Source organism: Streptomyces sp. NPDC047525, from assembly GCF_040643025.1.
Classification (GTDB): Bacteria; Actinomycetota; Actinomycetes; order Streptomycetales; family Streptomycetaceae; genus Streptomyces; species Streptomyces durmitorensis.
On record NZ_JBEYTL010000006.1, the window covers coordinates 426979 to 447789 of the forward strand.

Consider the following 20811-nt stretch of genomic DNA (forward strand, 5'->3'; position numbering starts at 1 on the left):
GCGGGTCCGTGGGGGACCCCACCCGGCCCGGTGGCGTCGCGCGGAGACCTTCGAGCGCGGAGGTCTTCCAGCGCGGCGCCACCGTCCCCCATCCCCACCCCAAGTACCGCGAAGTCGAAGGGACATCGACGATGCACGGAAACGGAACAACACCCGGTTGGTGCGACGTACGCGGATCACGCGCCACCCGCAGAGCCGTCCTGGCGGCCGCCCTCGGAGGCGCCGCCGTCATGGCCCTGCCCGCCCGGTCCGCGAGCGCCGCGTCCACCCTCACCAACGGGGGATTCGAGAGCGGCACCACCGGCTGGAGCACCTACGGCAGCACCGGCGCCTCCTTCACGGAGGCGGGCGGCCGCAGCGGCAGCCTGCGCCTTGCGCACTGGTCGGCGTCGGCGTACAAGGTCGAGACGTACCAGTACCTCACCGGCCTCGCCGACGGGACGTACACGCTCACCGCCTGGGTCCGCTCCAGCGGCGGGCAGAACTCCGCGTACCTGGCCCTCAAGAGCGGCTCCGCCGAACAGCGCACCGACCTGCCGCCCACCCCGAACGGCACCTGGATCCGCCTCGTCACCTCCGTCAGGGTGACCGGCAACGCGTGCACCGTTCGCCTGTACTCCGACGCGAACGCGGGGAACTGGGCGAACTTCGACGACATCACGCTCACGCCGGGCTCAACCAGCCTGCCCGTCAAGGGTGCTGACATCTCCTCACTCAAGAAGAGCGAGGACTTCGGCGGCGTCTACCGCACCGGATCGGGCGCCACGGCTGACGCGCTCGCCGTGCTCAAGTCCGCCGGGATGAACTACGCCCGCCTGCGCGTATGGGTCGACCCGGCCGACGGCTACTGCGACAAGGCCCAGGTGCTCGCCGTGGCCAAGCGCGTCAAGGCGCGGGGCATGAAGCTCCTCGTCGACTTCCACTACTCCGACACCTGGACCGACCCCGGCGCCCAGACCATCCCGTCGGCCTGGTCGGGACACTCCTACGCCCAGCTGAAGACAGACGTCCACGACCACACGTACGACGTCCTCAGCGCCCTCGAGGCGCAGGGCACGACGGCCGACATGGTGCAGATCGGCAACGAGCTGAACGGAGGAATGCTGTGGCCGACGGGTTCGACCTCCAACTGGGCACAGCTGGCAGGTCTCTTGACGGCGGGGGCCACGGCCGCGAAGGCCGTCTCGTCGAGCACGCTCGTCGCCCTCCACCTCGCCAACGGCGGCGACAACGCCCTGTACCGCACGTGGTTCGACAACGCGGTCTCCCGCAACGTGCCCTTCGACGTCATCGGCCTGTCCTTCTACGGCTACTGGCACGGCGCGCTCAGTGACCTCCAGGCCAACATGGACGACCTCGCGGCGCGCTACGCCAAGCCGCTCTACGTCGCCGAGACCGCCTACCCCTTCCGCCTGGACAGCGACGACGACTGGGAGAACGTCATCGACAAGGCCGACGAACTCGTCGGTGGCTACCCCGCGACCGAGGCGGGCCAGGCGGCCTGGTTCCGCGACATCCAGAGCGTCGTCGAGGCGGTCCCGTCCGGCCGTGGGCTCGGCGTCTTCTGGTGGGACGCCACCTGGACCGCCGTCGACGGCAACGGCTGGGACCCGACGGACCCCTCGACGGGCAACGCCTGGGAGAACCAGGCGCTCTTCGACTACGACGGCGTGCCCACGGAGGCGATGAGCGGCTTCGCGCACCGGTGACCTGACTCAGGCCCGCATCACCAGGCGGTCCACCGCGGGGTTCCCCGAGCCGTAGGGGACCGGCAGGAGTCCGGCGTCCCCGGTCGCGTACAGCACCTTTTCGAGACCGATCACCAGGTGCTCCACGTCGACCGGCGGACGCACGACCAGGCGCAGGAAGCGGCTGGAGCTGCCGATCTTGTTGCCGCACTCGCGCACCAGGATGCCGTGCTCCGCGAGCAGCCGGTCCCGCAGGACCGCTCCGTCGACGCCGTCCGGCAGCCGCACGTACACGAAGTTGCCCTGCGAGGGATAGCTGGTGAGTCCGGGAAGCCGGCCGAGGTGCCAGATCATCTCCTGGCGGTCGCGACGCACCTGACGCAGACTCAGGTCATAGGCGTGGCGGTGCTGCTTCAGCATGAACACCACCGTCTCCGCGAAGGAGTTGAGGTTCCACTTCGGCAGCGCGGCCCGCACCCGTCCCGCCAGGCCCGGATTGGCGACGAGATAGCCGAAGCGCACGCCGTGCAGCCCGAAGTTCTTGCCGAGGCTGCGCAGCACGATGACATTGGGGCGAAGCACCGCCTCGTCGGCGACGCTCGACTCCGGTCCCGCGTCGGCGAACTCGAGGAACGACTCGTCGACGACGACCAGGTCGAGATCCTGCAGCGCGTCGAGCAGCGCGAGCACGGAGCGGCGCGGAAGCAGGCCTCCGTCCGGGTTGTTGGGGTTGCAGATGACCGCGGTGCGGGAGCCGCGGGCGCGCACGAAGTCGACGTAGGCCGCCGGATCGAGCACGAAGCCGTCGGCCTCCGGAAGCAGGTACATGTCCACCCGCTTGCCGGTCTCCATCGACTGGTCGGTCCACCTCCCGAAGGTCGGCACGGGCACGGCGAGCGCGTCGCGCACCAGCAAGTGGTCGATCCAGGTGATGAGTTCGGTCGATCCGTTGCCCATCACGACGGTCTGCGGATTGAGCCCGAGCACGGCACTGAGCTCGGCCGCGATGGTGTCGGCGCCGCTCGGGTAGTAGGTGAGGATGTCCCGCAGCCGCCCGCCGAGCTCCTCGTACATCTCGGTCGTCGGGAAGTAGGGATTGCACGGGATGCAGAAGTCGACGAGCGGCCGACCGCCGTCCGTCGCCGCCCTGTTCAGTGCGGAGTACGAGGGGCTGTGCGCGGTCGACGCGCGGAAGAGGGCGGTGACGTTGCCCGCGTCTGCCATGGGAGAGCTCCGGATGGTGAAGGTGGTGTCTCCCGTACATACGTACGCGGATGAGGGTGCGCTCAACTGGCGGGGCGGGAGGCGGCGAACGTAGCGGCCGCTGCGGGGCCTTGGCGGTCCTGCCGTGGTGGGGGCGATGGCGTCCGGCAGGATCTCCCCGCGTCCGGGACGGTCCGGAAGCGTCCGACCTCGGGCGCACCCCCTGCCGGAGTGGCTTCATTCTGCTGGCGTGCGCTGCTGCGGCACATCAATGGCGACGAGTCCAGGAGGAACCGTGACCCAACACCGAGGCACTGCTGATCCCTTTCCCACTCCCTTCGGCAGGAAAGAGGTCTTCAGCGAGTCAATCTGGGAGACGCAGATGGGCTACGCACGAGGCGTGCGCCACGGAGACCAGATCTTCATCGCCGGCACCGTCGCCGCGGACGGCACGGGCGAACCCCAGGGCGACGACGCCTACGAGCAGACGCTTTTCATCATCCGCAAGATTCAGCGTGCCCTGCGCGAGCTGGGCTCGGATCTTGAGGACGTGGTCAGCACAGTGACCCATCTGGCCGATTTCAAGTACTTCGACGACTACTCCCGGGCCTTCAAGGACTCATTCGGCGTCAGCACGCCGGTGAACACCACAGTCCAGGCCACGCTCGTACGGCCGGAGTTGCTCGTCGAGATAACCGCGACCGCCATCGGCTCGGACGCGACATGACAGAGATCCGCATCCACCCCCCGCGATCCGCCCCCGCAGGCGAGGTCCGGGTGCCGTACTCCAAGCCCCACATGCAGCGCGCGATCCTGTTCAGCCTCCTGGCCAACGCCCCCAGCGTCGTGGTGCACCCGGCCTGGTCGTCCGAGGCCGAGAGCCTGCTCCGGGCCGCGCAGGGATTCGGCCTCGGCGTCGGGCAGCGTGACGACCATCGGCTGGTCCTCACCGGGGTCGGCAAGTCCCTCTCCCGCCACAAGGCGCCATCGCCGCTCTCGATGGAGGGCTCGGCATTCAACTTCCGCACCGTAGCGGCGCTTGCATGTCTGCTCAGCGAGGAGACGGTGCTCGAAGCCGACGCCTCCATGCTCGCCCGGCCCGTCCTGGAGCACTTGCGCTTCGTGCAGGATCTCGGCGCCGACATCGAAGACCTCAGTGACGCCACCCATCTGCGGGTTCGGGTGTCCGGCGGCAGCGGACTGGGCGGCGAGACGACCGTCGACACCCTGCACAGCTCCCAGGTCCTGACCTCGGTCCTGCTCATCGCTCCGCTCGCCGAACGCCCCGTCCGTATCCACGGCGCAGGACCCCGGCCAGTTGGCTCCGGATATGTCGGCCTCACCCTCGCGATGATGCGGGACCACGGCATCGACGTCACGGCCGACGGCGGGAGCTACACCGTCCACCCCGGGTCATACCAGTCAAGGCTCTACCACCTGGCCTCCGACTTCACCGCCCTGTCCTACCCGGCGTGCGCCGTACTGACCGGAGGCGGCGGCACCGTCACCGTTCTCGACTACTGCCCCTCCGCCCTGAGTTCGGAGACGGAATTCCTGGCCACGCTGAACCGCCTCGGCATCGCTGCCCGGCACGACCCGGTCGAGCAGACTCTGCGGATCGAGTGCACGGCACCGGAGGGACGGCACGTCGAGATCGACGGACGCAACATCCCCACGGTCGTGCCCACGCTCGCCGCGCTCGCCCCGTTCGTGGACGCCCGGGTGACCCTGCGCAACGCGGCACATGTGAACAACCACAAGAGCCGCCGCATCGAGGTGATGATCGCCGAGCTCCGCAGACTGGGGTGCGCGATCTCGCCGACGTACGACCGCACGGGCAGCGTCGACGGCTTCACCACGTCGGGACCCCAGCGCCCGGCCGGGGGCGTCCCGCTCAGCGGCCACGGCGACCACCGCATCTTCATGAGTCTGGCCACGGCAGCGCTCGGCGCGCGGCGGCCGACGCCGGTCGACGGGGCCGAGTACCTGCACGCGAGCTACCCCGGCTACCTCCGATCGCTCGGCTCTCTCGGCATCCGCTGGGAGTGGGGTGAGCCCGAGCTCGGCCCCGCACACCGCACCAGGATCTGATCCGTCGGACCACAACATGCCACGAAGGAAGGAAGCCAGCGTCGTGGACCTTCTCCAGTACAAGGAAGTGCAGATACACCCGGTGGACAAGCTCGAGGGCACCCTCGCACCGCCGGCGTCCAAGAGCTATTCGGCCCGTGCGGTGCTCGCCGCCACCCTGGCGCCCGGCACCAGCCGCATCGACAACCTCGCCGACAGCCTCAACGTCCAGGCAATGATCGACTGTTGTGAGGCCCTGGGCGCCCAGATCCGCCGCACGGACACCGGCGCCGTCGACGTCACCGGACCGGACCGGCTGCGCGACGGCACCACCCTCTGTCCCGGCAACTCCGGCATCGTCCTGCGCCTCCTGCTCGGCGCGACCGCACACCTGCGCCGGACCACCTTCATCACCCCGTACGTCGAATCGCTCGGCCGGCGCTCCAACCAGGAGATGGTCGACGCGCTGCGCACGCTCGGAGTGCGCTGCACCCTGGACGGCGACCACGGCCGACTGCCGATCACCCTGGAGGGCGGCCCGGGCGTGCACGGCGGCGCGGTCGGCATCTCCGGGCGCCGCAGCTCACAGTTCCTCAGTGGTCTGCTCTACCTCGGCGCGCTCCTGGACGCACCGCTCGAAGTGCGGGTCGAGGACGAGTTGAAGGCCCGGCCCATGGTGCATACGACGCTACGGGTGCTGTGTTCCGCGGGCATCCGGGTCGACGCCGACGACGAGCTGATGCACTACCGCATACCTGCCGACACCGCCTTCCACCCGGCGCACTACACCGTGGGCAGTGACCCGGCGAGCACCGCGGCCCTGCTCGCCGTGGCCGCCGCGGTCGACTCCAGCGTCGAGATCCGGCACAACGGCCTGGAGGAACTGAGCGGCGTCCTGCGGTACTTGGCTCAGATCGGGGTGCCGGTGACCGAGCAACAGAGCAGCCTGAGGGTACACGGCGGCGGCGATCTGAGCCCGTGCGACTTCGACGGCTCGAAGGCACCCGACGCGGTGCTTCCGCTGGCGGCGCTCGTCGCGCACGCCGACGGCACCAGCCGCTTCTACAACATCGAGCATCTGCGGTACAAGGAGTGCGACCGCATCAGCGACTTCCGGCGGGAACTGCAGCGCGCGGGCATCTCGACCGAGGAGGAGCGGGACACCCTCATCGTGCATGGTTCGCGCGCGGGCTCACCCGGCGACGCCGTGGTGGAAAGCCACTACGACCACGCCGTCGTCATGGCCATGAGCGTCATAGCGCTGCGCAGCAGGTCGGGACTGACCATCAAGGATCCGCAGTACGTGGCACAGACCTATCCGGGCTTCTTCGACGACCTGCGGCGCCTGGGCGGCACGGTCACCGCCTAGGCCATGGCCGGAAGGAGTGGATCAGCGTGTGTGGAATCGCGGCAATCGTGGACCTCCACCGGGACACCGAGAGCGCCGGACGGACGGCGGCCCGGGAGGACGCCCTGGTGTCGATGCTCGACCGGATCCGGTATCGGGGGGATCCGGAGAACTTCGCGGAACGCTGGAGCGGTCCGGGTGTGGCCCTGGGCACCAATCGCCTGGCGATCGTCGACCGGGCGCACGGCCGCCAGCCGCAGTGCGATCCCAGCGGACAGGTGCAACTCGTCTACAACGGCGAGCTGTACGGCTTCGGCCGGCTGCGCGATCAACTACGGTCTCTCGGCCATGAGTTCCGCACCCGTTCGGACACCGAAGTCGTGCTGCACGCCTACCTGGAGTGGGGCGAAAAGTGCGTGGCCAGGCTGGACGGCATGTTCGCCTTCGTCCTCTACGACGGTCGGCGCCGTCGCTTTCTGGCGGCCAGGGACCACGTGGGCATCAAGCCGCTCTATTACGCGGTCGAGGACGGGGTGCACTACTTCGCCTCCGAGCAGAAGTGCCTGCTCGAGCACGGCACCCGGATCCGCACCGTGCTGCCGGGCACCTATGTGACCGAGACCGGGACCACCCGCTACTACGGCCTCGCTGAGCCGACGGGAAAGCCACTGCCGGAGCGTCGAGCAGTGGCTCTCTACCGGGAACTGTTCGAAACCGCCGTGCGCAAACAGGTCGACACCGACCTCCCGGTGGCCGTGACCTTCAGCGGGGGCATCGACAGCGCGGCCGTGCTGCACACCGCGATGAAGTACCACCCAGACGTCACCGCGGTCACCATCGGCCTGGAGGGCGCCGCCGACGTCGAGGTCGCTCAGCGGTACTGCAAGGAGTTCGACGTCCCGCACCTGGTGGCGCAGCTGGACCGGGCGGCACTGATCGACGTCATCGACGACATCGTGTACGGGGCGGAGTTCTTCGAGCCGATCGACGCAATGGACACCTGTGTCGGCTACTTCGCCTTCCTGCTGGCCAAGGAGAACGGCTTCAGGCTCGCACTGTGCGGCGAAGGCAGCGACGAGGTGATGGCCGGATACGACCTCTTCCGCACCCATCCGGATCCGCAGGACCTGATGCGCTACCGGGTGGGCAATCTGCACCGCACGGACCTTCAACGGGTGGACCGGTCGAGCATGCTCAACTCGGTCGAGACCCGCGTACCGTTCATGGACCGTGCGCTGCTCGAGTTCGCCTACGCCCTGCCGATGAGCCTGAAGATGCGCGAAGGACAGGAGAAGTGGCTGCTCAGGGCGGCCTTCGCGGACAGCCTGCCGGACTATGTCAGGCTGCGCCCGAAGGTGCGGATGCCGGACGGCAGCGGGATGCAGAACACCCTCGTCGAGTACGCACGCGAAGCGATGGCCACCGCGGCCGGGCCGTACTCCCCGCATCCGGACGCCACCAGGCCGAACACCGGCGGCGGCCTGGACATGCAGACCCCCGAGGGCGACTTCTTCCTGAACAAATATCTGGCCGCGGGATTCCCCATGCCGGGAGAGCGGTTCAAGCGGGCCGGGTTCGACTTCTCGGCCAACGGCTACTTCGAGTTCATCTCCTGACCGCCACCACCGGAACCGAGGAAAGGAAACGCCCATGCCCGTACCAGGACAGGCCATCGCCATCGTGGACCCGGTGTCGGCGGCGGTGCCCTACGGAGCCGAGACAACGGCCATGGGGCTGCGGCCGATCGCCGTCATGACCCAGGAGTTCCGGACTCCGTACATCGCCGACTCGTTCCTCGGGGACACCTTCAGCGAGATCCATCGCCACACATCAGTGGCCGACACCCTGGCCTTCCTCAAGGACCGCGCCGTTGCCGCAGTCGTCCCGGGCGCGCAGACCGCCCTGGACGTCACTGACCTGTTCGCCGAGGGGCTGGGGCTCATCGGCAACCCGGTATCGAGCATACGAGCCCGTACGGACAAGCGGGTCATGAAGGAGTACTGGCGAGCCCACGGAGTCGCCTGCGCCGACCACATGGAGTCCACGAGCCTCACCGCCGTGCTCTCCTGGGCCGAGGCGGCCGGTTACCCGATCGTCCTCAAGCCCCCCGCCTCCGCCGGGGCCTCGCACGTCTATGTCTGCACCGACGAGCGTGAGGTGGCCGGGGCGTTCCGCACCATCCTCCACTCCCCTGATGTCTACGACCGTATGTCCGATGCCGTGCTGGCCGAGGAGTATCTGGACGGCGACGAGTACTTCATGAACCTTCTGCACGACGGCACCCCCGAGGCTGCCCTCGTATCGGTTGCCCGCTACGAGAAGATCCAACGGGACGGCCACCCCAGCATCTACCGCACCTTCAGGTCTCTGCCCCTCGACGACCCCTTGGCTCAGGAGGTGCTGCCCTATATCCGGTCGGCGAACACGGCGATCGGTGTGCGGTACGGCATCAACGACACCGAGTTCAAGATGACCTCCCGCGGGCCCCGGGCCATCGAGGTCAACAACCGGCTCCCCGGCGCCGGCACTCCCTTGATGATCCAGAAGTGCTCCGGTCTCCATACCTTCCAGGACAACGTCCGCATCTTCCTCGACGAATACACCCGGCCGCCCGAGTACCGCTTCCAGCGGCACTACTGCGTCTGCTGCCTGATCAACGACCGGCCCGGCCGGGTGCTCGGCCACGAGGGCGCGGCGGAGGTCGCGAAGCTGCCTTCGTACGACGGCGACCGGATGATCGCCAAGGTCGGCGCGGACTGGCCGGTCACCGAGGACTTGTCCACTGCCTGGGGGCTGGTCCGCCTGGTGCACGAAGACCCGGCCCAACTGGACCGGGACGCGGAGGCGGTGCACGCCCTGATGCGGCTGCGTGTCGAGTGAGGGCCGACCGGGGCGCGCGCGGACCCGCGGAGCTGACCCTCACCGCGGTCGCTCTCGGCTTCGCCATCGGGCTCACCCTGACGGGGGCGATCACCTATCTGGCCCTCTACTCCGGCCTGGCCGTGTCCGCCGCGATTCCCGCCGCTCTCATCTGCACGGGTGTCATCCGGATGGTACGACGCCGAACGACCCTCCTGGAGAACAACCTCGCCCAGACCATCGCCTCCTCGGGAGAGGCGCTTGCCGTAGGCGTGGTCTTCACCGCGCCCGCGCTCGTCCTGAGCGGAGTCCGCCAGGACCTCGACTACTGGGAGGTGAGCCTTGCGGCCGCGCTCGGCGGTGTGTTCGGCGTGCTGTGTGTGATCCCGCTGCGGCGTTCGCTGACACGCCTCTCGCCCGAGCTGCGCTTTCCCGAGAGCGAGGCCTGCGCCAAGGTCTCCCGGGCCGGGGCGGTGGGTCGCAACAGTCTGCGCCCGGCGCTGCTTGCCGTCGTCGGCGGCGCGGTGTTCAAGGCACTGCAGAGCTTCGCCGGTGTCATCTCCGGCGCGGTGGAGGGGGCGGTCAGGATCGGCGGCCGGGTCTTCTACGGCGGTATCGACCTCTCCCTGGCGCTGGTCGGCGTCGGCCTCATTCTGGAACTGCGTTTCGCCTCGCTCATGTTGATGGGCGGCGCGCTGTCCTGGCTGGTCGCCATCCCTCTGGTCGCCGACCCCACAGGCGTGCCGCACACGGAACTGGTCGGGCTCGCCCGGCAGACCTGGAGCTCCGACATCCGGTTCGTCGGCATCGGCGCCATGATCGTCGGCGGCTGCTGGTCGATCGTGCAGGCCAGGACATCGATCGCACGCGGTGTCAGGGCCGGTTTCGCGGGACTGCGCCCGGCCCGCGGCGCGGCGCAGGAGCGAACGGACACCGATCTGCCGATGAGAGCCGTACTGACGGCGATCGCGCTGACCGCGCTCGCCACCTTCGGGTTCATCTGGTGGGCGGTGGGTTCCCCGTCACTGGCCCTGGCCACGGCCATCGTCATCCTGGTGCTCGTCGTCGCCTTCGCCGCGGTCTCCGGCTACATCGTCGGCCAGTTGGGCAGCTCCAACAATCCGATCTCCGGCATGGCCATCAGCGCCTTCTTCCTGTTCACCCTCGTGTTCGTGGTGGCCAGAGCCGACCTCGACGCACGCCTTGCCCTGTGCGCGCTGCTGACCTCCCTGTTCGTCTGCACGGCGACGGCGACTGCGGGCGATACCGCCCAACACCTCGCCACCGGAGCAATGGTGGGGGCGACACCGAGACGACAGCAGCTCGTCCAGCTCCTGGGGGTGGTCGCCTTCGCCTTCGTGGTCGCGCCGATCGTGGTGCTGCTGCAGCGCGGCTACGGCATCGGCACCACGGACGCCGACGCCCTGAAGGCGCCGCAGGCGGCCATCTTCGCGCACCTGGCCGACGGGGTGTTCAACGCGGGCCGCTTCCCGGAGCGGATGCTGTGGACCGGTGTCGCCGTCGGGGTCGCGCTCGTCGTCGCCGACTCGGTGCTCAAGCGGTACGGCAGCTCGTTCCGGCTCTTCGTCATGCCCATCGCCATCGGGATGTATCTGCCGTTCAGCCTCTCGGTGCCGCTGTTCGTCGGTGGTCTGCTCGGCTCCTTGCTGCGGGGGGCGGCGCGACGGCGGGCCGGTGGTGGTCCCAGCGGCGATGAGGGCTCCAGTGGTGAGGCGTCGTCGCCGGACCGCGCCGCACAGGCGTCCCGCGACCGCGTCGTGCTGCTCAGCTCGGGCATCATCACCGGCGAGTCCCTGGTCGGCCTCTCGGCCGCGGTGCCCAAGTGGGCGGGCTGGGACGTGCCGTGGGCTTCCCTCGACAGTCCGCTGCTTTCGCTGGCGGTCTTCGGACTGTGCCTGGCGGCGGTCTTCTCCTACGCACACCGGGCCACGACGGCCGCCGCGCCGCCCGCGTCCGTGCCACTGTCCGGCGAAGACTCCTCCGGCACGTGACCCACTGGTCTCTACGATCGGTCCCATGAGCCCCCGCCTGCTGATCTACAGCCGAACGACCGCCTACCGCCATGCGTCGATCCCCGCGGGAGTCACCGCCCTGCGGGAACTCGCCGCCGGGATCGGCTGCTCCGCCGACGCGACCGAGGATCCGGCCGCCTTCGAGCAGGACCTGTCCGTCTACGCGGCGATCGTCTTCCTTTCCACCAGCGGCGACGTCCTCACCGCTGCGGGGCGTGCGGCTCTGCGCGCACACCGTTCGGCGGGCGGTGGCTTCATGGGCGTGCACGCCGCGGCCTGCACCGAGTACGACTGGCCGTACTACGGCGAGCTCCTCGGCGCGCGCTTCGCCCGCCACCCCGCCTACCAGCCAGGCCGCCTGACCGTCGAGGACCGCACACACCCGGCCACCGAACACCTCCCCGCCACTTGGGAGTTCACCGACGAGTGGTACGACTTCCGGACCTCGCCGCGCGGCGCGGTGCGGGTCCTGGCGTCCGCCGACGAATCCTCGTACGAAGGCGGCGGGATGGGAGCGGACCACCCCCTGGTGTGGTGCCACGAGAACCAGGGCGGCCCGATGTTCTACACGGCCCTTGGCCACGCCGACGAGGCCTACGCGGACCCGGACTTCCGCGCCCACCTTCTGGGCGGCCTGCGCTATGTGACCGGCCGCGCCCAGTAGAGACGACCCATGGCCGGACCCGGGCCGTTGACCGGGACATGGGTGAGCCCCCGCCGGTGCGGCGGGGGCTCGTGCCAGGTGCCAGCCGGAACTAGAGGGTGCCGGAGGCGGCGATGGCGATCTCGGCCTTGGTGGCGCCCGACTGCGAGCCGAAGCTCTCGATCTTCTTGACGAGGGCCATGCTCTCCTCGTCCGCGACCTCACCGAACACGACGTGCTTGCCGTCGAGCCAGCTCGTCACGATCGTGGTGATGAAGAACTGCGAGCCGTTCGAGTCGGGGCCCGCGTTGGCCATCGAGAGCAGGCCCGGCTTGGTGTGCTTGAGCTGGAAGTTCTCGTCGGGGAACTTGGCGCCGTAGATGCTCTTGCCACCCGTGCCGTTGCCGGCGGTGAAGTCGCCGCCCTGGAGCATGAAGTCCGGAATGACGCGGTGGAACTTCGAACCCGCGTAACCGAAGCCCTTCTCGCCGGTGGCGAGCGCGCGGAAGTTCTCCGCGGTCTTCGGCACGACGTCGTCGAAGAGGTTGAACGTGATGCGGCCCTCGGGCTGGCCGTCGATGGTGATGTCGAAATAAGCCTTGGTGGTCATGGACCTCATCCTGTCACTGCCCCTTACCCGGCCGCCAACCGAACCCCCCGGTGAGACCTCCGTCACCCTGTTGACCAGGCATGATGTCGTCGGCATTCAGTCCATGGTCGAGCCGATGGCGGTGCTGCCCGTCGTCAGGAACGTCGTCGCGGGGAGCGCCCCGCTCGCCTGGCGGGCGCCGTACACCGTGTCCGCGTTCGTGGACCTGAAGGCGGGGGTCGCCACGCCGCTGTCCCAGTTGTTGGCGGCCGAGACCGTGCCGGAGCCGAGCTTGGCCGTACCCGTGCCGTTGGCCACGGCCAGATTGCGGGCCAGGCGGCCCTTGCCCGTGGCGAAGTAGAAGCCGGTCTCCTTGTTCGCGTACGCCGTGTTGCGGTTGAGGCCGGCGGCGCCGGGATTGGAGTTCTCGGTGAAGCCGTGGAGGGTGTTGTCCCAGGCCGCGTTGTTGTTCACCAGGTGTGCGGCGCTCGCTCCGCCGCCGCCCAGCTTGAACCCGTTGCCGTTGCCCTCCCAGGCGGAGTCGTTCCAGCGGTTCTTGCCGTTGCCGAAGGCCCAGGAGTGCTCGACGGTGACGGGGGACGCGTACTGCCACAGGTCCATGCCGTCGTCGGCGTTGTTGAACAGACGAGCCCCGGTGATCTTGTTGCCGGTGCCCGAGCCGAACTTCACGGCCAGGCCGTCGGCGTTCTGGCCGTGGGTGGCGGCGTCGTAATTGCCGTGGCTGTCGAGATTCTGCACCAGGTTGTCCGTCGTGCCGTCGCCGCGCAGGGTGAACCCGGAGTCGCCGTTGTCGGCGGTGACCAGGTTCTTGAAGATGCCACCCACGGACGAGGTGGCGACGAAGCCCTGGGCGGGGGAGTTCTGGAAGGTGAGATTCTGCACGGTCCAGTGGTCGCCGTAGATCCCGGCGAGCCAGGAGCCCTCGGCGAGCTTCGAACCGTCGATCTTCACCTTCTCGGTGCCGTACGCGGCGAGCGTGATGCGCGCGGCCGCGCTGCCGTCCGCCGTCGACTTGAGGGTCTTGGCCGGGTGGTACGTGCCGCCGCGGACCTGGATCGTGGTCCCCGCCGACGCGCTCGCCACCGCGGACTCGAGCGCCGCGGAGGTCGACACGACCACGGTGCTGCTCGCCGCGGCCGCGTCCGCGTCGTCCGGGGCCAGACCCAGGTGGACGCCTCCCGCGCCCGCCGCCACGGCGACGGCTGCGGCGATGGTGATCGTGCGGGTCCTGCGGTGGCGTCCGGTGCTGCTGCTCACAGCGGTCGTTCCTTTCCTCGGGGGTGCTCGGGGGTGCCCACAGGGGGCACCCCCTTGTCCCCGCCGCGCGCAGGAAAGGTTGCCGCGCGAGTCAGTCCGCCGTCTTGATCCTCATGAACGTGATCGAGTTCGCCGGGAAGGTGTACGAGAAGGTGTCGGCCACGCCCCTGAACGTCGAGGTCACCGGCTTGACCGGCGTCGCGTCCTTCGTGTTCTCAGCGGCCGGGTCGGCGGCGAGCGTGGTCACCTTCGCGTTCCGCTCCACCTTCGTGCCCGAGCCCAGGCCCACCTTGGTGCGCGCATCCGTGCCCTGGGCGTTGACGACCTTGGCGATGAGGTCCCCGGTGGCCTTGTCGCGGGTGACGACCTGGCGGAACGGCTCGGCGGGCTTGTCGTCCGTGAAGGAGCCCCACTTCTTGCCGTCGAGGAAGAGCGTCACCTGGCGGCCGCGCACCTCCACCCGCAGGTCGTAGCTGCGGCCCGTCTCGACGGTCGTCGTGTCCTGGACCATGGTCTGCTTCGCGCCGTCGGCGGTCTTCTCGACGGCCGACCGGGTGTTGTTCCAGCCGCCCAGGTTCCACCAGTAGTGGTTGCCGGTGTCCTTGACCCCGAAGGCGACCATGAAGCCTTCCTTGCCGGCCTTCTTGGTGGCCTTCACGTTCAGGTCGTAGTTCTGCCAGCCCTTGTCGCCCGCCGTGACCAGGGTGTTCTCGGCGGCCTCGTCGGACTGGACATAGGCGCCGTCCTGGACGGCCCAGGTGCCCTTGTCCGCCGCCTTGCTCCACTGGCCGTCACCGCCGGAGAAGTCGTCGGTCAGGAGCGTTCTGCCGTCCCCGCCGGTGACCTTCACGTCGTCGTACGCGGCACTGGTCGCCCAGGTGGACAGGCCGACGGCGCCGGTGATGGGACCGGACGCGGCGGGGGTGCCGGAGGCCGTGGAGGGCACGACCTCGTCGCCGACGTTGCGCATGAAGAGCTTCTGCGTCTCGTAGTTGGCCGAGCCCCATGACTGGTCGTTGTCGTACCAGATCATGTTCGGCTTCCACTGCACGTAGTCCTCGTTGGCGAGCAGCGGGGCGTACGAGGCGAGCTTGACGACGTCGGCGTTGCGTTCAAGACCGGTCATGAAGGCCGCTTCTGACAGGGCGTTGGAGAACTTGTTGCCCTGCGACGCGTACTCGCCGAGGAAGACCTTGGGGCCCTCGCGGTCGTAGGAGTCGTAGCGGTCGTTGTTCTCCAGGAACCACTGCGGGCTGTTGTAGTAGTGCTCGTCGACCATGGCGACGTCCGCGTCGCGGTTCAGCTGCCAGGCCTTGTCGAAGGTCGAACCGCTGTCGTCGGGGCCCGAGTTGGAGATGACGGTGATGTCCGGGTACTTCGCCTCGATGGCCGCGCGGAACTCCTTGAAGCGGGCGAAGAACTCTTCGGGGAGGTTCTCCTCGTTGCCGACTTCCAGGTGGGTGAGGCCGAAGGGCTTGGGGTGGCCCATCGCCGCCCGCTTCTTGCCCCACTCGCTCGTCGCCGGGCCGTTGGCGAATTCGATGAGGTCCAGGGTGTCCTGGATGTGCCGCTTCAGCAGGGCGGGGTCGTCGGTGGCCTTGTTCTGGCCGCAGCCGGTGACCAGGGCGGGCACCACGGGCAGCGGCATGGCGCCGGTGTCCTCGGCGAACTGGAAGTACTCGTAGTACCCCAGGCCGTAACTCTGGTTGTATCCCCAGAAGTTGGCGTTCGTGGCGCGCTGCTCGACGGGCCCGATGGTGTCCTTCCACTGGTAGGAGCGCTTGCGCTGCCAGCCGGACTGCTCGTCGTACGCCTCGTGGGAGCCGGTGTTGACCAGGCAGCCGCCGGGGAAGCGGAGGAAGCCGGGCTTCAGGTCGGCGATCTTCTGGGCGAGGTCCGCGCGCAGGCCGTTCGCGCGGCCCTTGTAGGTGTCGCGGGGGAAGAGGGAGATCTCGTCGAGGGCGACGGGGGTGCCGGAGGCGACCGTGAGCCTGCCGGTGGCGGAGGTGCGGCCCGCCGTGAACGAGGCCTTGTACTTCGCCCAGCCGCCGCGCGCGGTGACGCGGCGGGCCGGGGCGAGGTCGCCGGAGGCGTCGCGCAGGCCGAGGGTCAGCGGCGCGCTCCCCGCCCCGCCGCTGCGGGCCCAGACCGAGAAGTCGTACCGCTTGCCCTTGGTGACCGCGATGCCGGTGTTGTATCCGGAGTTGGTGACGGACGAACCGCCCTCCAGGGAGAGGTAGTTGCGGTTGCGGGAGTTTAGGCGACCGTCGTCGTTCAGGACCTGGGCGGAGCCGGACGTGTCCCACGAGGTCAGCGGCTTGTACGAGGAGTTGTCGGCGGTGGTGTACTCGAAGGAGCGGTTCTGGACGAGCTCGGCGTAGAGGCCGCCGTCCGCCGCGCGGTTGATGTCCTCGTAGAAGACGCCGTACATCGAGTCGTCGATCTTCGCGCCGGTGCGGGCCGGGTCGACGGAGAGGGTGTAGTCGGTGGGTTCGGCCGCGGCGGTGGGTCCCGCGGCGAGCGTTCCGGCGAGCAGGGCTCCGAGGGTGAGCCCGAGTCTCCAGCGTCTGCGTGCCATGCGTACCCCAGTCTGTGTGCGGTATGTCGAACGCTGATCAGTAGGTCGAACGGCAACTTAGGTAGCGCGGAGCGGCACGTCAACGCATTGCGCAGGAAGTGGCCGAGGTGCGTGCCGGGGTTCGTGATGTCGAACAACTTCCGTGAAATTCCTGGGACTTCGGCCCCGGCTCTGTCCGAACCGTTGACGTGCCCGGCGTTCGACCTTACGGTCCCGTTCGAAGTTGCGAGCAGCATTCGAAATATCGAACAGAAGTGAGCCGCAATGTCACCACCCCTCCCCAGCCGACGAGGTGTGCTCGGCGGCATCGGAGCGCTCGCCGTCGCGGGCAGCTTCGGACTCGCCGCCGCGAATCGCAGCGCCTCCGCGCTGGCGTCGGACGCGGACGTACGGGTCCGCTACTGGAATCTGTTCTCCGGTGGCGACGGCGCCAACATGATCGCGATGCTTGACGCCTTCCGCGCCGCGAACCCCCGGGTTGACGTCAAGGACTCGACCCTCCAGTGGGGCAATCCGTACTACACCAAGCTCGCCATGGCGGCCTCCGGGAACCGCGCCCCCGACCTCGCCGTCATGCACCTGGGCCGGATCCCCGGCTTCGCTCCCGGACAGCTGCTCGACCCCTGGGACGTGCGGCTGCTCGCCGAGTACGGGGTGCGCGAGGCGGACTTCAACCCCGTCCTGTGGAAGCGCGCCGTGGTCGACGGCAAGCTCTACGGCCTTCCCCTCGACATCCACGCCCAGCTCTGCTTCTACCGCAGGGACGTGTGCGAGAAGGCGGGACTGCTCGGCTCGGACGGTGACCTGGCGAAGGTCTCCTCGCCCGAGGACTGGTTCAAGGCGCTCAAGGCCGCCAAGAAGGCCGTCGAGGGAGCCGTCCACACCATCGGCATCAAGGCCGACGAACCCAACTTCTCCTGGTGGTTCTTCCTCTCCTTCTACACCCAGCTCGGCGGCACCTGCCTCAGCGCCGACGGCCGGGAGGTCACCCTCGACACCGACAAGGCCACCCAGGTCCTGGAGTTCCTGCGGCAGCACCTGACCGACGGCTACTCCACCGCGATCGGCATCGCCGACGGCGAGTCCTTCGTCAACGGCTCCGCCTTCACCTGGGAGGGCAACTGGTCGGTGCCCGTCTTCAGCGGCGCGAAGCTCGACTACGGCGCGACCCCGCTGCCGCCCGTCTTCGGCGAACCCGCAACGCACACGGAGTCGCACTGCTTCGTCCTGCCGCACCAGTCGCAGCGCGGCGGCGCCACGAACGAGGCAGCGCACCAACTGGCCGCGTACGTCGTCAAGAACGCCACGGCCTGGGCGCGCGGCGGCCACATCCCCGCCTACCTGCCCACGCTGGACGACAAGAAGTACGTGTCACTGGAGCCGCAGTCCGAGTACGTCTCGGCGATGGACCACATGGCGGTCGAGCCGTCCGCCTGGTTCGCGGGATCCACCGGACTCCTCGCCCAGCGCATCGGCCCCGTCATCGCCTCCTCCAACGTCGGCTCCGCCAAGCCGGATGCCACGGCCCGCCGCATGAAGGACGTACTCGAAAAGCTGGTCGCCATGAAGAACCCGATGGAAGGCCGTTCCGCGACCGAGGGAGGGTCCGCCGCGTGAGCGCCGTCGACACCGCGGTCGCACCGGCCGCCGTACGGACCGTCCCGGCGGCGGGCACCGATGCGCTCCGGGCCCGGCTGACCCGCCGTCTTCAGCACGGCGGCTGGTTCGTCGCCCCGTTCCTGACCCTGTTCGCCCTCTTCGTGCTGTTCCCGATCGGCCGCGGCCTGTGGCTGAGCTTCACCGACGCCAACATCTCCGGCACGGGCGAACGCTTCGTCGGCCTCGACAACTACCGCGAGGCCCTCGACAGCCCGCTCCTGTGGGACTCCCTCGGCCACAGCGCGTACTTCACCCTGCTCGTGGTGCCCTGCATCGTGGTCCTCGCGTTCCTGCTCGCGATGCTCGCCCACCACATCGAGCGCGCCAAGTGGCTGTGGCGGCTGTGCTTCTTCGCCCCCTTCCTGCTGCCGTCCACGGTCGCGGGCAACCTGTGGCAGTGGCTGTTCAACCCGGGCACCGGAATGATCAACCACGTCTTCGGCCTCGACACGCCCTGGCTGACCCAGAAGTCCACCGCCCTGCTCGCCGTCGTGATCACCACCCTGTGGTGGACCGTCGGCTTCAGCTTCCTGCTCTTCCTCGCGGCCCTGCAGAACATCCCGCGGCATCTGTACGAGGCCGCGGAGCTCGACGGCGCGGGCGCCTGGCAGCGGATGGTGCACATCACCCTGCCGATGCTGCGCAACATCACCGGCCTCGTGATCACGCTGCAGATCCTCGCCTCGCTCCAGGTCTTCGACCAGGCCGTGGTGATGCAGGACTTCGGCCCTGGGCCCGAGGAGAGCACCCGGACCTTCGTCCAGTACACGCTCGAAGAGGGCTTCACCGCCTACCGCGTGGGCTACGCCTCCGCGATCTCCATCATTTTCTTCGTGCTCATCGCGGCCGTCGCCCTCGGCCGGATGTGGCTCCTTCGCAAGCGTGAGGAGGGCGTGCGATGACCACCGCCGCAGTGTCCAGGAAGAGCAAGTGGACCCCGGGCCAGATCGTGCTCACCGCGCTCGGCGTCGCCGTCTCCGCCCTGTGGATGACGCCGCTGCTGTGGGCCCTGTTCACGTCCCTGAAGTCGGAGACCGAGGCCGTCGAGGTGCCCACCCACTGGGTGCCGCAGGAGTGGACGGGCCAGGCGTGGAAGGCGCTCTTCGAGAGCGGCAACATCACCAACTGGTTCGTGAACTCGGTCATCGTCTCGGTCTGCGTCACCTTCATCGTCGTACTCGTCAGCGCGCTCGCCGGATACGGCTTCGCGCGCACCGAGTTCCGCGGCAAGAACGCACTCCTCGGCCTGGTGATGGCGGGCCTGATGGTGTCGCCCGCCGTGCTCGGCGTGCCGCTCTTCACGACCGTCCAGTCCATGGGGATGGTCGACACCTACTGGGGCATGATCCTGCCGCAGTGCGCGCCGGCCGCGATGGTCTACATCCTCTACAAGTTCTTCCAGTCGATCCCGCACGAGCTGGAGGAGGCCGCGTACATCGACGGCGCCGGACGCTGGCGGGTCTTCTTCACCATCGTCCTGCCGCTGTCCCGCCCCTCGCTCTCGGCCGTCGGGATCTTCACGTTCATCGCGTCGTGGAACAACTTCCTGTGGCCCTACATGGTGACCAACAACCCCGACCTGATGACCATGCCGAACGGCATCGCGACCGTCATGAACTCCTACGGGATCCAGTGGGCGCAGCTGATGGCGGGCGGCCTCATGGCGGGCCTGCCCCTGGTCATCGTCTTCGTCTTCTTCCAGCGCCAGATCGTCAGCGGCGTGGCCCATACCGGTCTGGCCGGGCAGTAGCGGGCCGGGAAGCGGCGGGACCTCATCGCTCCGGCGGGCGCCGGGCGGTGGTCTCCCGGGGGACAAGCCGATGGCTGAGCGTGGTGGTCGCAGCGCCATCGGTGGCGGCGCCCGGTGCGGAATCGATGATGTGGCGGGCGGCCAGGGAGCCCATCTCGTACAGCGGGAGGCTCACCGTGGTCAGGCCGACGTGCTGGGCGACCCTGAGGTCGTTGATGCCGGCGACGGAGATCTCGCCCGGCACGTCGATGCCCGCCTGACGCAGGGCGCCGAGCGCACCGACCGCGACCTCGTCGTTGGCCGCGAGTACGGCATCGGGCAGTGGCCGGCGTGCGATGAGCCGCAGGGTCGCGGTGTGACCGGCCTCGTAGTCGAAACCGCCCGGCACGCAGTACGCGCCGCCGCCGAGTCCCGCGTCGCGCATGCGGGCGAGGAATCCCTCCCTGCGCTGCCGGGTGACGGTCATGCCGGACGGCCCTTCGATGAACGTGATCCGGCGGTGGCCGAGCGCGACGAGGTGGTCCGTGATGTCGTGGGCGGCGGCGTGATTGTCGACGGTGATGGTCGGGCAGCCGAGGTCGCGGTCGGCGAGTGACACGGCCAAGATGCCCTGCTCCCGCGCCTTGCGGACGGCCTTGAGCAGGCCCGGTCTGTGCGGGTCGTCGACGTAGCCACTGCCCGCGAAGATCACTCCCGCGGCGCGGTAGTCCCGCATCGCCTGCAGCCGGCTGATCTCCGTGGCGGTGCTCCGGTCGACGTTGGACAGCATGGTCACGTAGCCGGACCGGGTCGCCACGTCGTCCACGCCTCGGGCGATCACGGAGAAGTACGGGTTGACGATGTCGCTCACCAGAACGCCCATGAGACGGCTGTTGGGCGAGACCATCGCCCGCGCAAGGGCACTCGGCGAGTAGTCCAGCTTCTCGGCGGCCGCCATGACCTTGGCGCGTGTCTTCGCCGAGACGGGATGGTCGGACCCGCTCAGCACCCGCGATGCGGTGGCCACGGCCACACCCGCCGCCCGTGCGACATCCACCAGTGACGTCACGGCCCACCTCCACGGGAAACGTTTGCCTCAACATGGCACAGGACGCTGATGGTTCGCAATGGTGG

At 68.9% G+C, this 20811-nt stretch carries 16 protein-coding genes; 11 read left to right on the forward strand and 5 right to left on the reverse strand.

Features of this window, described 5'->3' with window-relative positions; all coding sequences use genetic code 11:
• Positions 1-230 precede the first annotated feature (230 nt).
• Positions 231-1709 carry a glycosyl hydrolase 53 family protein gene (locus ABZ833_RS20130; protein WP_361048759.1) on the forward strand — a complete coding sequence of 493 codons (1479 nt, stop codon included), beginning with the start codon at positions 231-233 and terminating at the stop codon, positions 1707-1709.
• 6 nt (positions 1710-1715) lie between these two features.
• Here ABZ833_RS20130 and ABZ833_RS20135 read toward each other — a convergent pair whose 3' ends face one another.
• Complete coding sequence (locus ABZ833_RS20135) at positions 1716-2912, reverse strand: histidinol-phosphate transaminase (protein ID WP_361048454.1); 1197 nt, start codon at positions 2910-2912, stop codon at positions 1716-1718.
• 274 nt (positions 2913-3186) lie between these two features.
• On the opposite strand from ABZ833_RS20135, the gene ABZ833_RS20140 reads away from it, so the two are divergent.
• From ABZ833_RS20140 to ABZ833_RS20170, 7 genes are read left to right on the forward strand one after another with little or no spacing between them, the layout of a single operon-like run.
• Positions 3187-3618: a Rid family hydrolase gene (locus ABZ833_RS20140; protein ID WP_361048456.1), complete on the forward strand. Its 432-nt coding sequence runs from the start codon at positions 3187-3189 to the stop codon at positions 3616-3618.
• Positions 3615-4982, forward strand: a complete 1368-nt coding sequence (locus ABZ833_RS20145; RefSeq protein WP_361048458.1) for a hypothetical protein — start codon at positions 3615-3617, stop codon at positions 4980-4982. The genes ABZ833_RS20140 and ABZ833_RS20145 overlap by 4 nt, the downstream gene beginning before the upstream one ends.
• 43 nt (positions 4983-5025) lie before the next feature.
• The gene (gene aroA / locus ABZ833_RS20150; RefSeq protein WP_361048460.1) at positions 5026-6330 is read left to right on the forward strand and encodes a 3-phosphoshikimate 1-carboxyvinyltransferase; all 1305 of its coding nucleotides are present in this window, start codon (positions 5026-5028) and stop codon (positions 6328-6330) included.
• Positions 6331-6356: 26 nt separating this feature from the next.
• Positions 6357-7925: an asparagine synthase (glutamine-hydrolyzing) gene (gene asnB, locus ABZ833_RS20155; RefSeq protein WP_361048462.1), complete on the forward strand. Its 1569-nt coding sequence runs from the start codon at positions 6357-6359 to the stop codon at positions 7923-7925.
• A 34-nt stretch (positions 7926-7959) separates the two neighbouring features.
• Entirely contained in the window at positions 7960-9189 is a 1230-nt protein-coding gene (locus ABZ833_RS20160) for an ATP-grasp domain-containing protein (RefSeq protein WP_361048464.1), read from the forward strand.
• Entirely contained in the window at positions 9186-11180 is a 1995-nt protein-coding gene (locus tag ABZ833_RS20165) for an oligopeptide transporter, OPT family (RefSeq protein WP_361048466.1), read from the forward strand. The genes ABZ833_RS20160 and ABZ833_RS20165 overlap by 4 nt, the downstream gene beginning before the upstream one ends.
• Before the next feature lie 25 nt (positions 11181-11205).
• On the forward strand, positions 11206-11865 hold the full coding sequence (locus ABZ833_RS20170; protein ID WP_361048468.1) for a ThuA domain-containing protein: 660 nt from the start codon (positions 11206-11208) through the stop codon (positions 11863-11865).
• 91 nt (positions 11866-11956) lie between these two features.
• Here ABZ833_RS20170 and ABZ833_RS20175 read toward each other — a convergent pair whose 3' ends face one another.
• The 3 genes from ABZ833_RS20175 to ABZ833_RS20185 all read right to left on the reverse strand — a co-directional run bounded on the left by ABZ833_RS20175 (position 11957) and on the right by ABZ833_RS20185 (position 16289).
• Positions 11957-12454, reverse strand: coding sequence for a peptidylprolyl isomerase (locus ABZ833_RS20175; protein WP_249591590.1), 498 nt, complete (start codon positions 12452-12454; stop codon positions 11957-11959).
• A gap of 96 nt (positions 12455-12550) precedes the next feature.
• Entirely contained in the window at positions 12551-13711 is a 1161-nt protein-coding gene (locus tag ABZ833_RS20180) for a right-handed parallel beta-helix repeat-containing protein (protein WP_361048470.1), read from the reverse strand.
• Between the two features lie 91 nt (positions 13712-13802).
• A complete protein-coding gene (locus ABZ833_RS20185; RefSeq protein WP_361048472.1) occupies positions 13803-16289 on the reverse strand; it encodes an alpha-L-arabinofuranosidase C-terminal domain-containing protein in 2487 nt (828 codons plus the stop codon).
• A 264-nt stretch (positions 16290-16553) separates the two neighbouring features.
• On the opposite strand from ABZ833_RS20185, the gene ABZ833_RS20190 reads away from it, so the two are divergent.
• Genes ABZ833_RS20190 through ABZ833_RS20200 form a run of 3 tightly spaced genes read left to right on the forward strand, consistent with a single transcriptional unit; the run spans position 16554 to position 19698 of the window.
• On the forward strand, positions 16554-17906 hold the full coding sequence (locus ABZ833_RS20190; RefSeq protein WP_361048474.1) for an extracellular solute-binding protein: 1353 nt from the start codon (positions 16554-16556) through the stop codon (positions 17904-17906).
• On the forward strand, positions 17903-18850 hold the full coding sequence (locus tag ABZ833_RS20195) for a sugar ABC transporter permease (protein ID WP_249591594.1): 948 nt from the start codon (positions 17903-17905) through the stop codon (positions 18848-18850). Before ABZ833_RS20190 ends, ABZ833_RS20195 begins: the two co-directional genes overlap by 4 nt.
• The gene (locus ABZ833_RS20200) at positions 18847-19698 is read left to right on the forward strand and encodes a carbohydrate ABC transporter permease (protein WP_361048477.1); all 852 of its coding nucleotides are present in this window, start codon (positions 18847-18849) and stop codon (positions 19696-19698) included. Before ABZ833_RS20195 ends, ABZ833_RS20200 begins: the two co-directional genes overlap by 4 nt.
• Before the next feature lie 22 nt (positions 19699-19720).
• Here ABZ833_RS20200 and ABZ833_RS20205 read toward each other — a convergent pair whose 3' ends face one another.
• Entirely contained in the window at positions 19721-20746 is a 1026-nt protein-coding gene (locus ABZ833_RS20205) for a LacI family DNA-binding transcriptional regulator (RefSeq protein ID WP_361048479.1), read from the reverse strand.
• Positions 20747-20811 lie beyond the last annotated feature (65 nt).

Bases quoted from the DNA above. Each gene is read 5' to 3' on its own strand.
- ABZ833_RS20175 (WP_249591590.1), bottom strand. From the start codon at position 12,454: ATGACCACCAAGGCTTATTTCGACATCACCATCGACGGCCAGCCCGAG.
- ABZ833_RS20130 (WP_361048759.1), top strand. From the start codon at position 231: ATGGCCCTGCCCGCCCGGTCCGCGAGCGCCGCGTCCACCCTCACCAAC.
- ABZ833_RS20200 (WP_361048477.1), top strand. From the start codon at position 18,847: ATGACCACCGCCGCAGTGTCCAGGAAGAGCAAGTGGACCCCGGGCCAG.
- ABZ833_RS20170 (WP_361048468.1), top strand. From the start codon at position 11,206: ATGAGCCCCCGCCTGCTGATCTACAGCCGAACGACCGCCTACCGCCAT.
- ABZ833_RS20160 (WP_361048464.1), top strand. From the start codon at position 7,960: ATGCCCGTACCAGGACAGGCCATCGCCATCGTGGACCCGGTGTCGGCG.
- ABZ833_RS20135 (WP_361048454.1), bottom strand. From the start codon at position 2,912: ATGGCAGACGCGGGCAACGTCACCGCCCTCTTCCGCGCGTCGACCGCG.
- ABZ833_RS20145 (WP_361048458.1), top strand. From the start codon at position 3,615: ATGACAGAGATCCGCATCCACCCCCCGCGATCCGCCCCCGCAGGCGAG.
- ABZ833_RS20190 (WP_361048474.1), top strand. From the start codon at position 16,554: ATGTCACCACCCCTCCCCAGCCGACGAGGTGTGCTCGGCGGCATCGGA.
- ABZ833_RS20185 (WP_361048472.1), bottom strand. From the start codon at position 16,289: ATGGCACGCAGACGCTGGAGACTCGGGCTCACCCTCGGAGCCCTGCTC.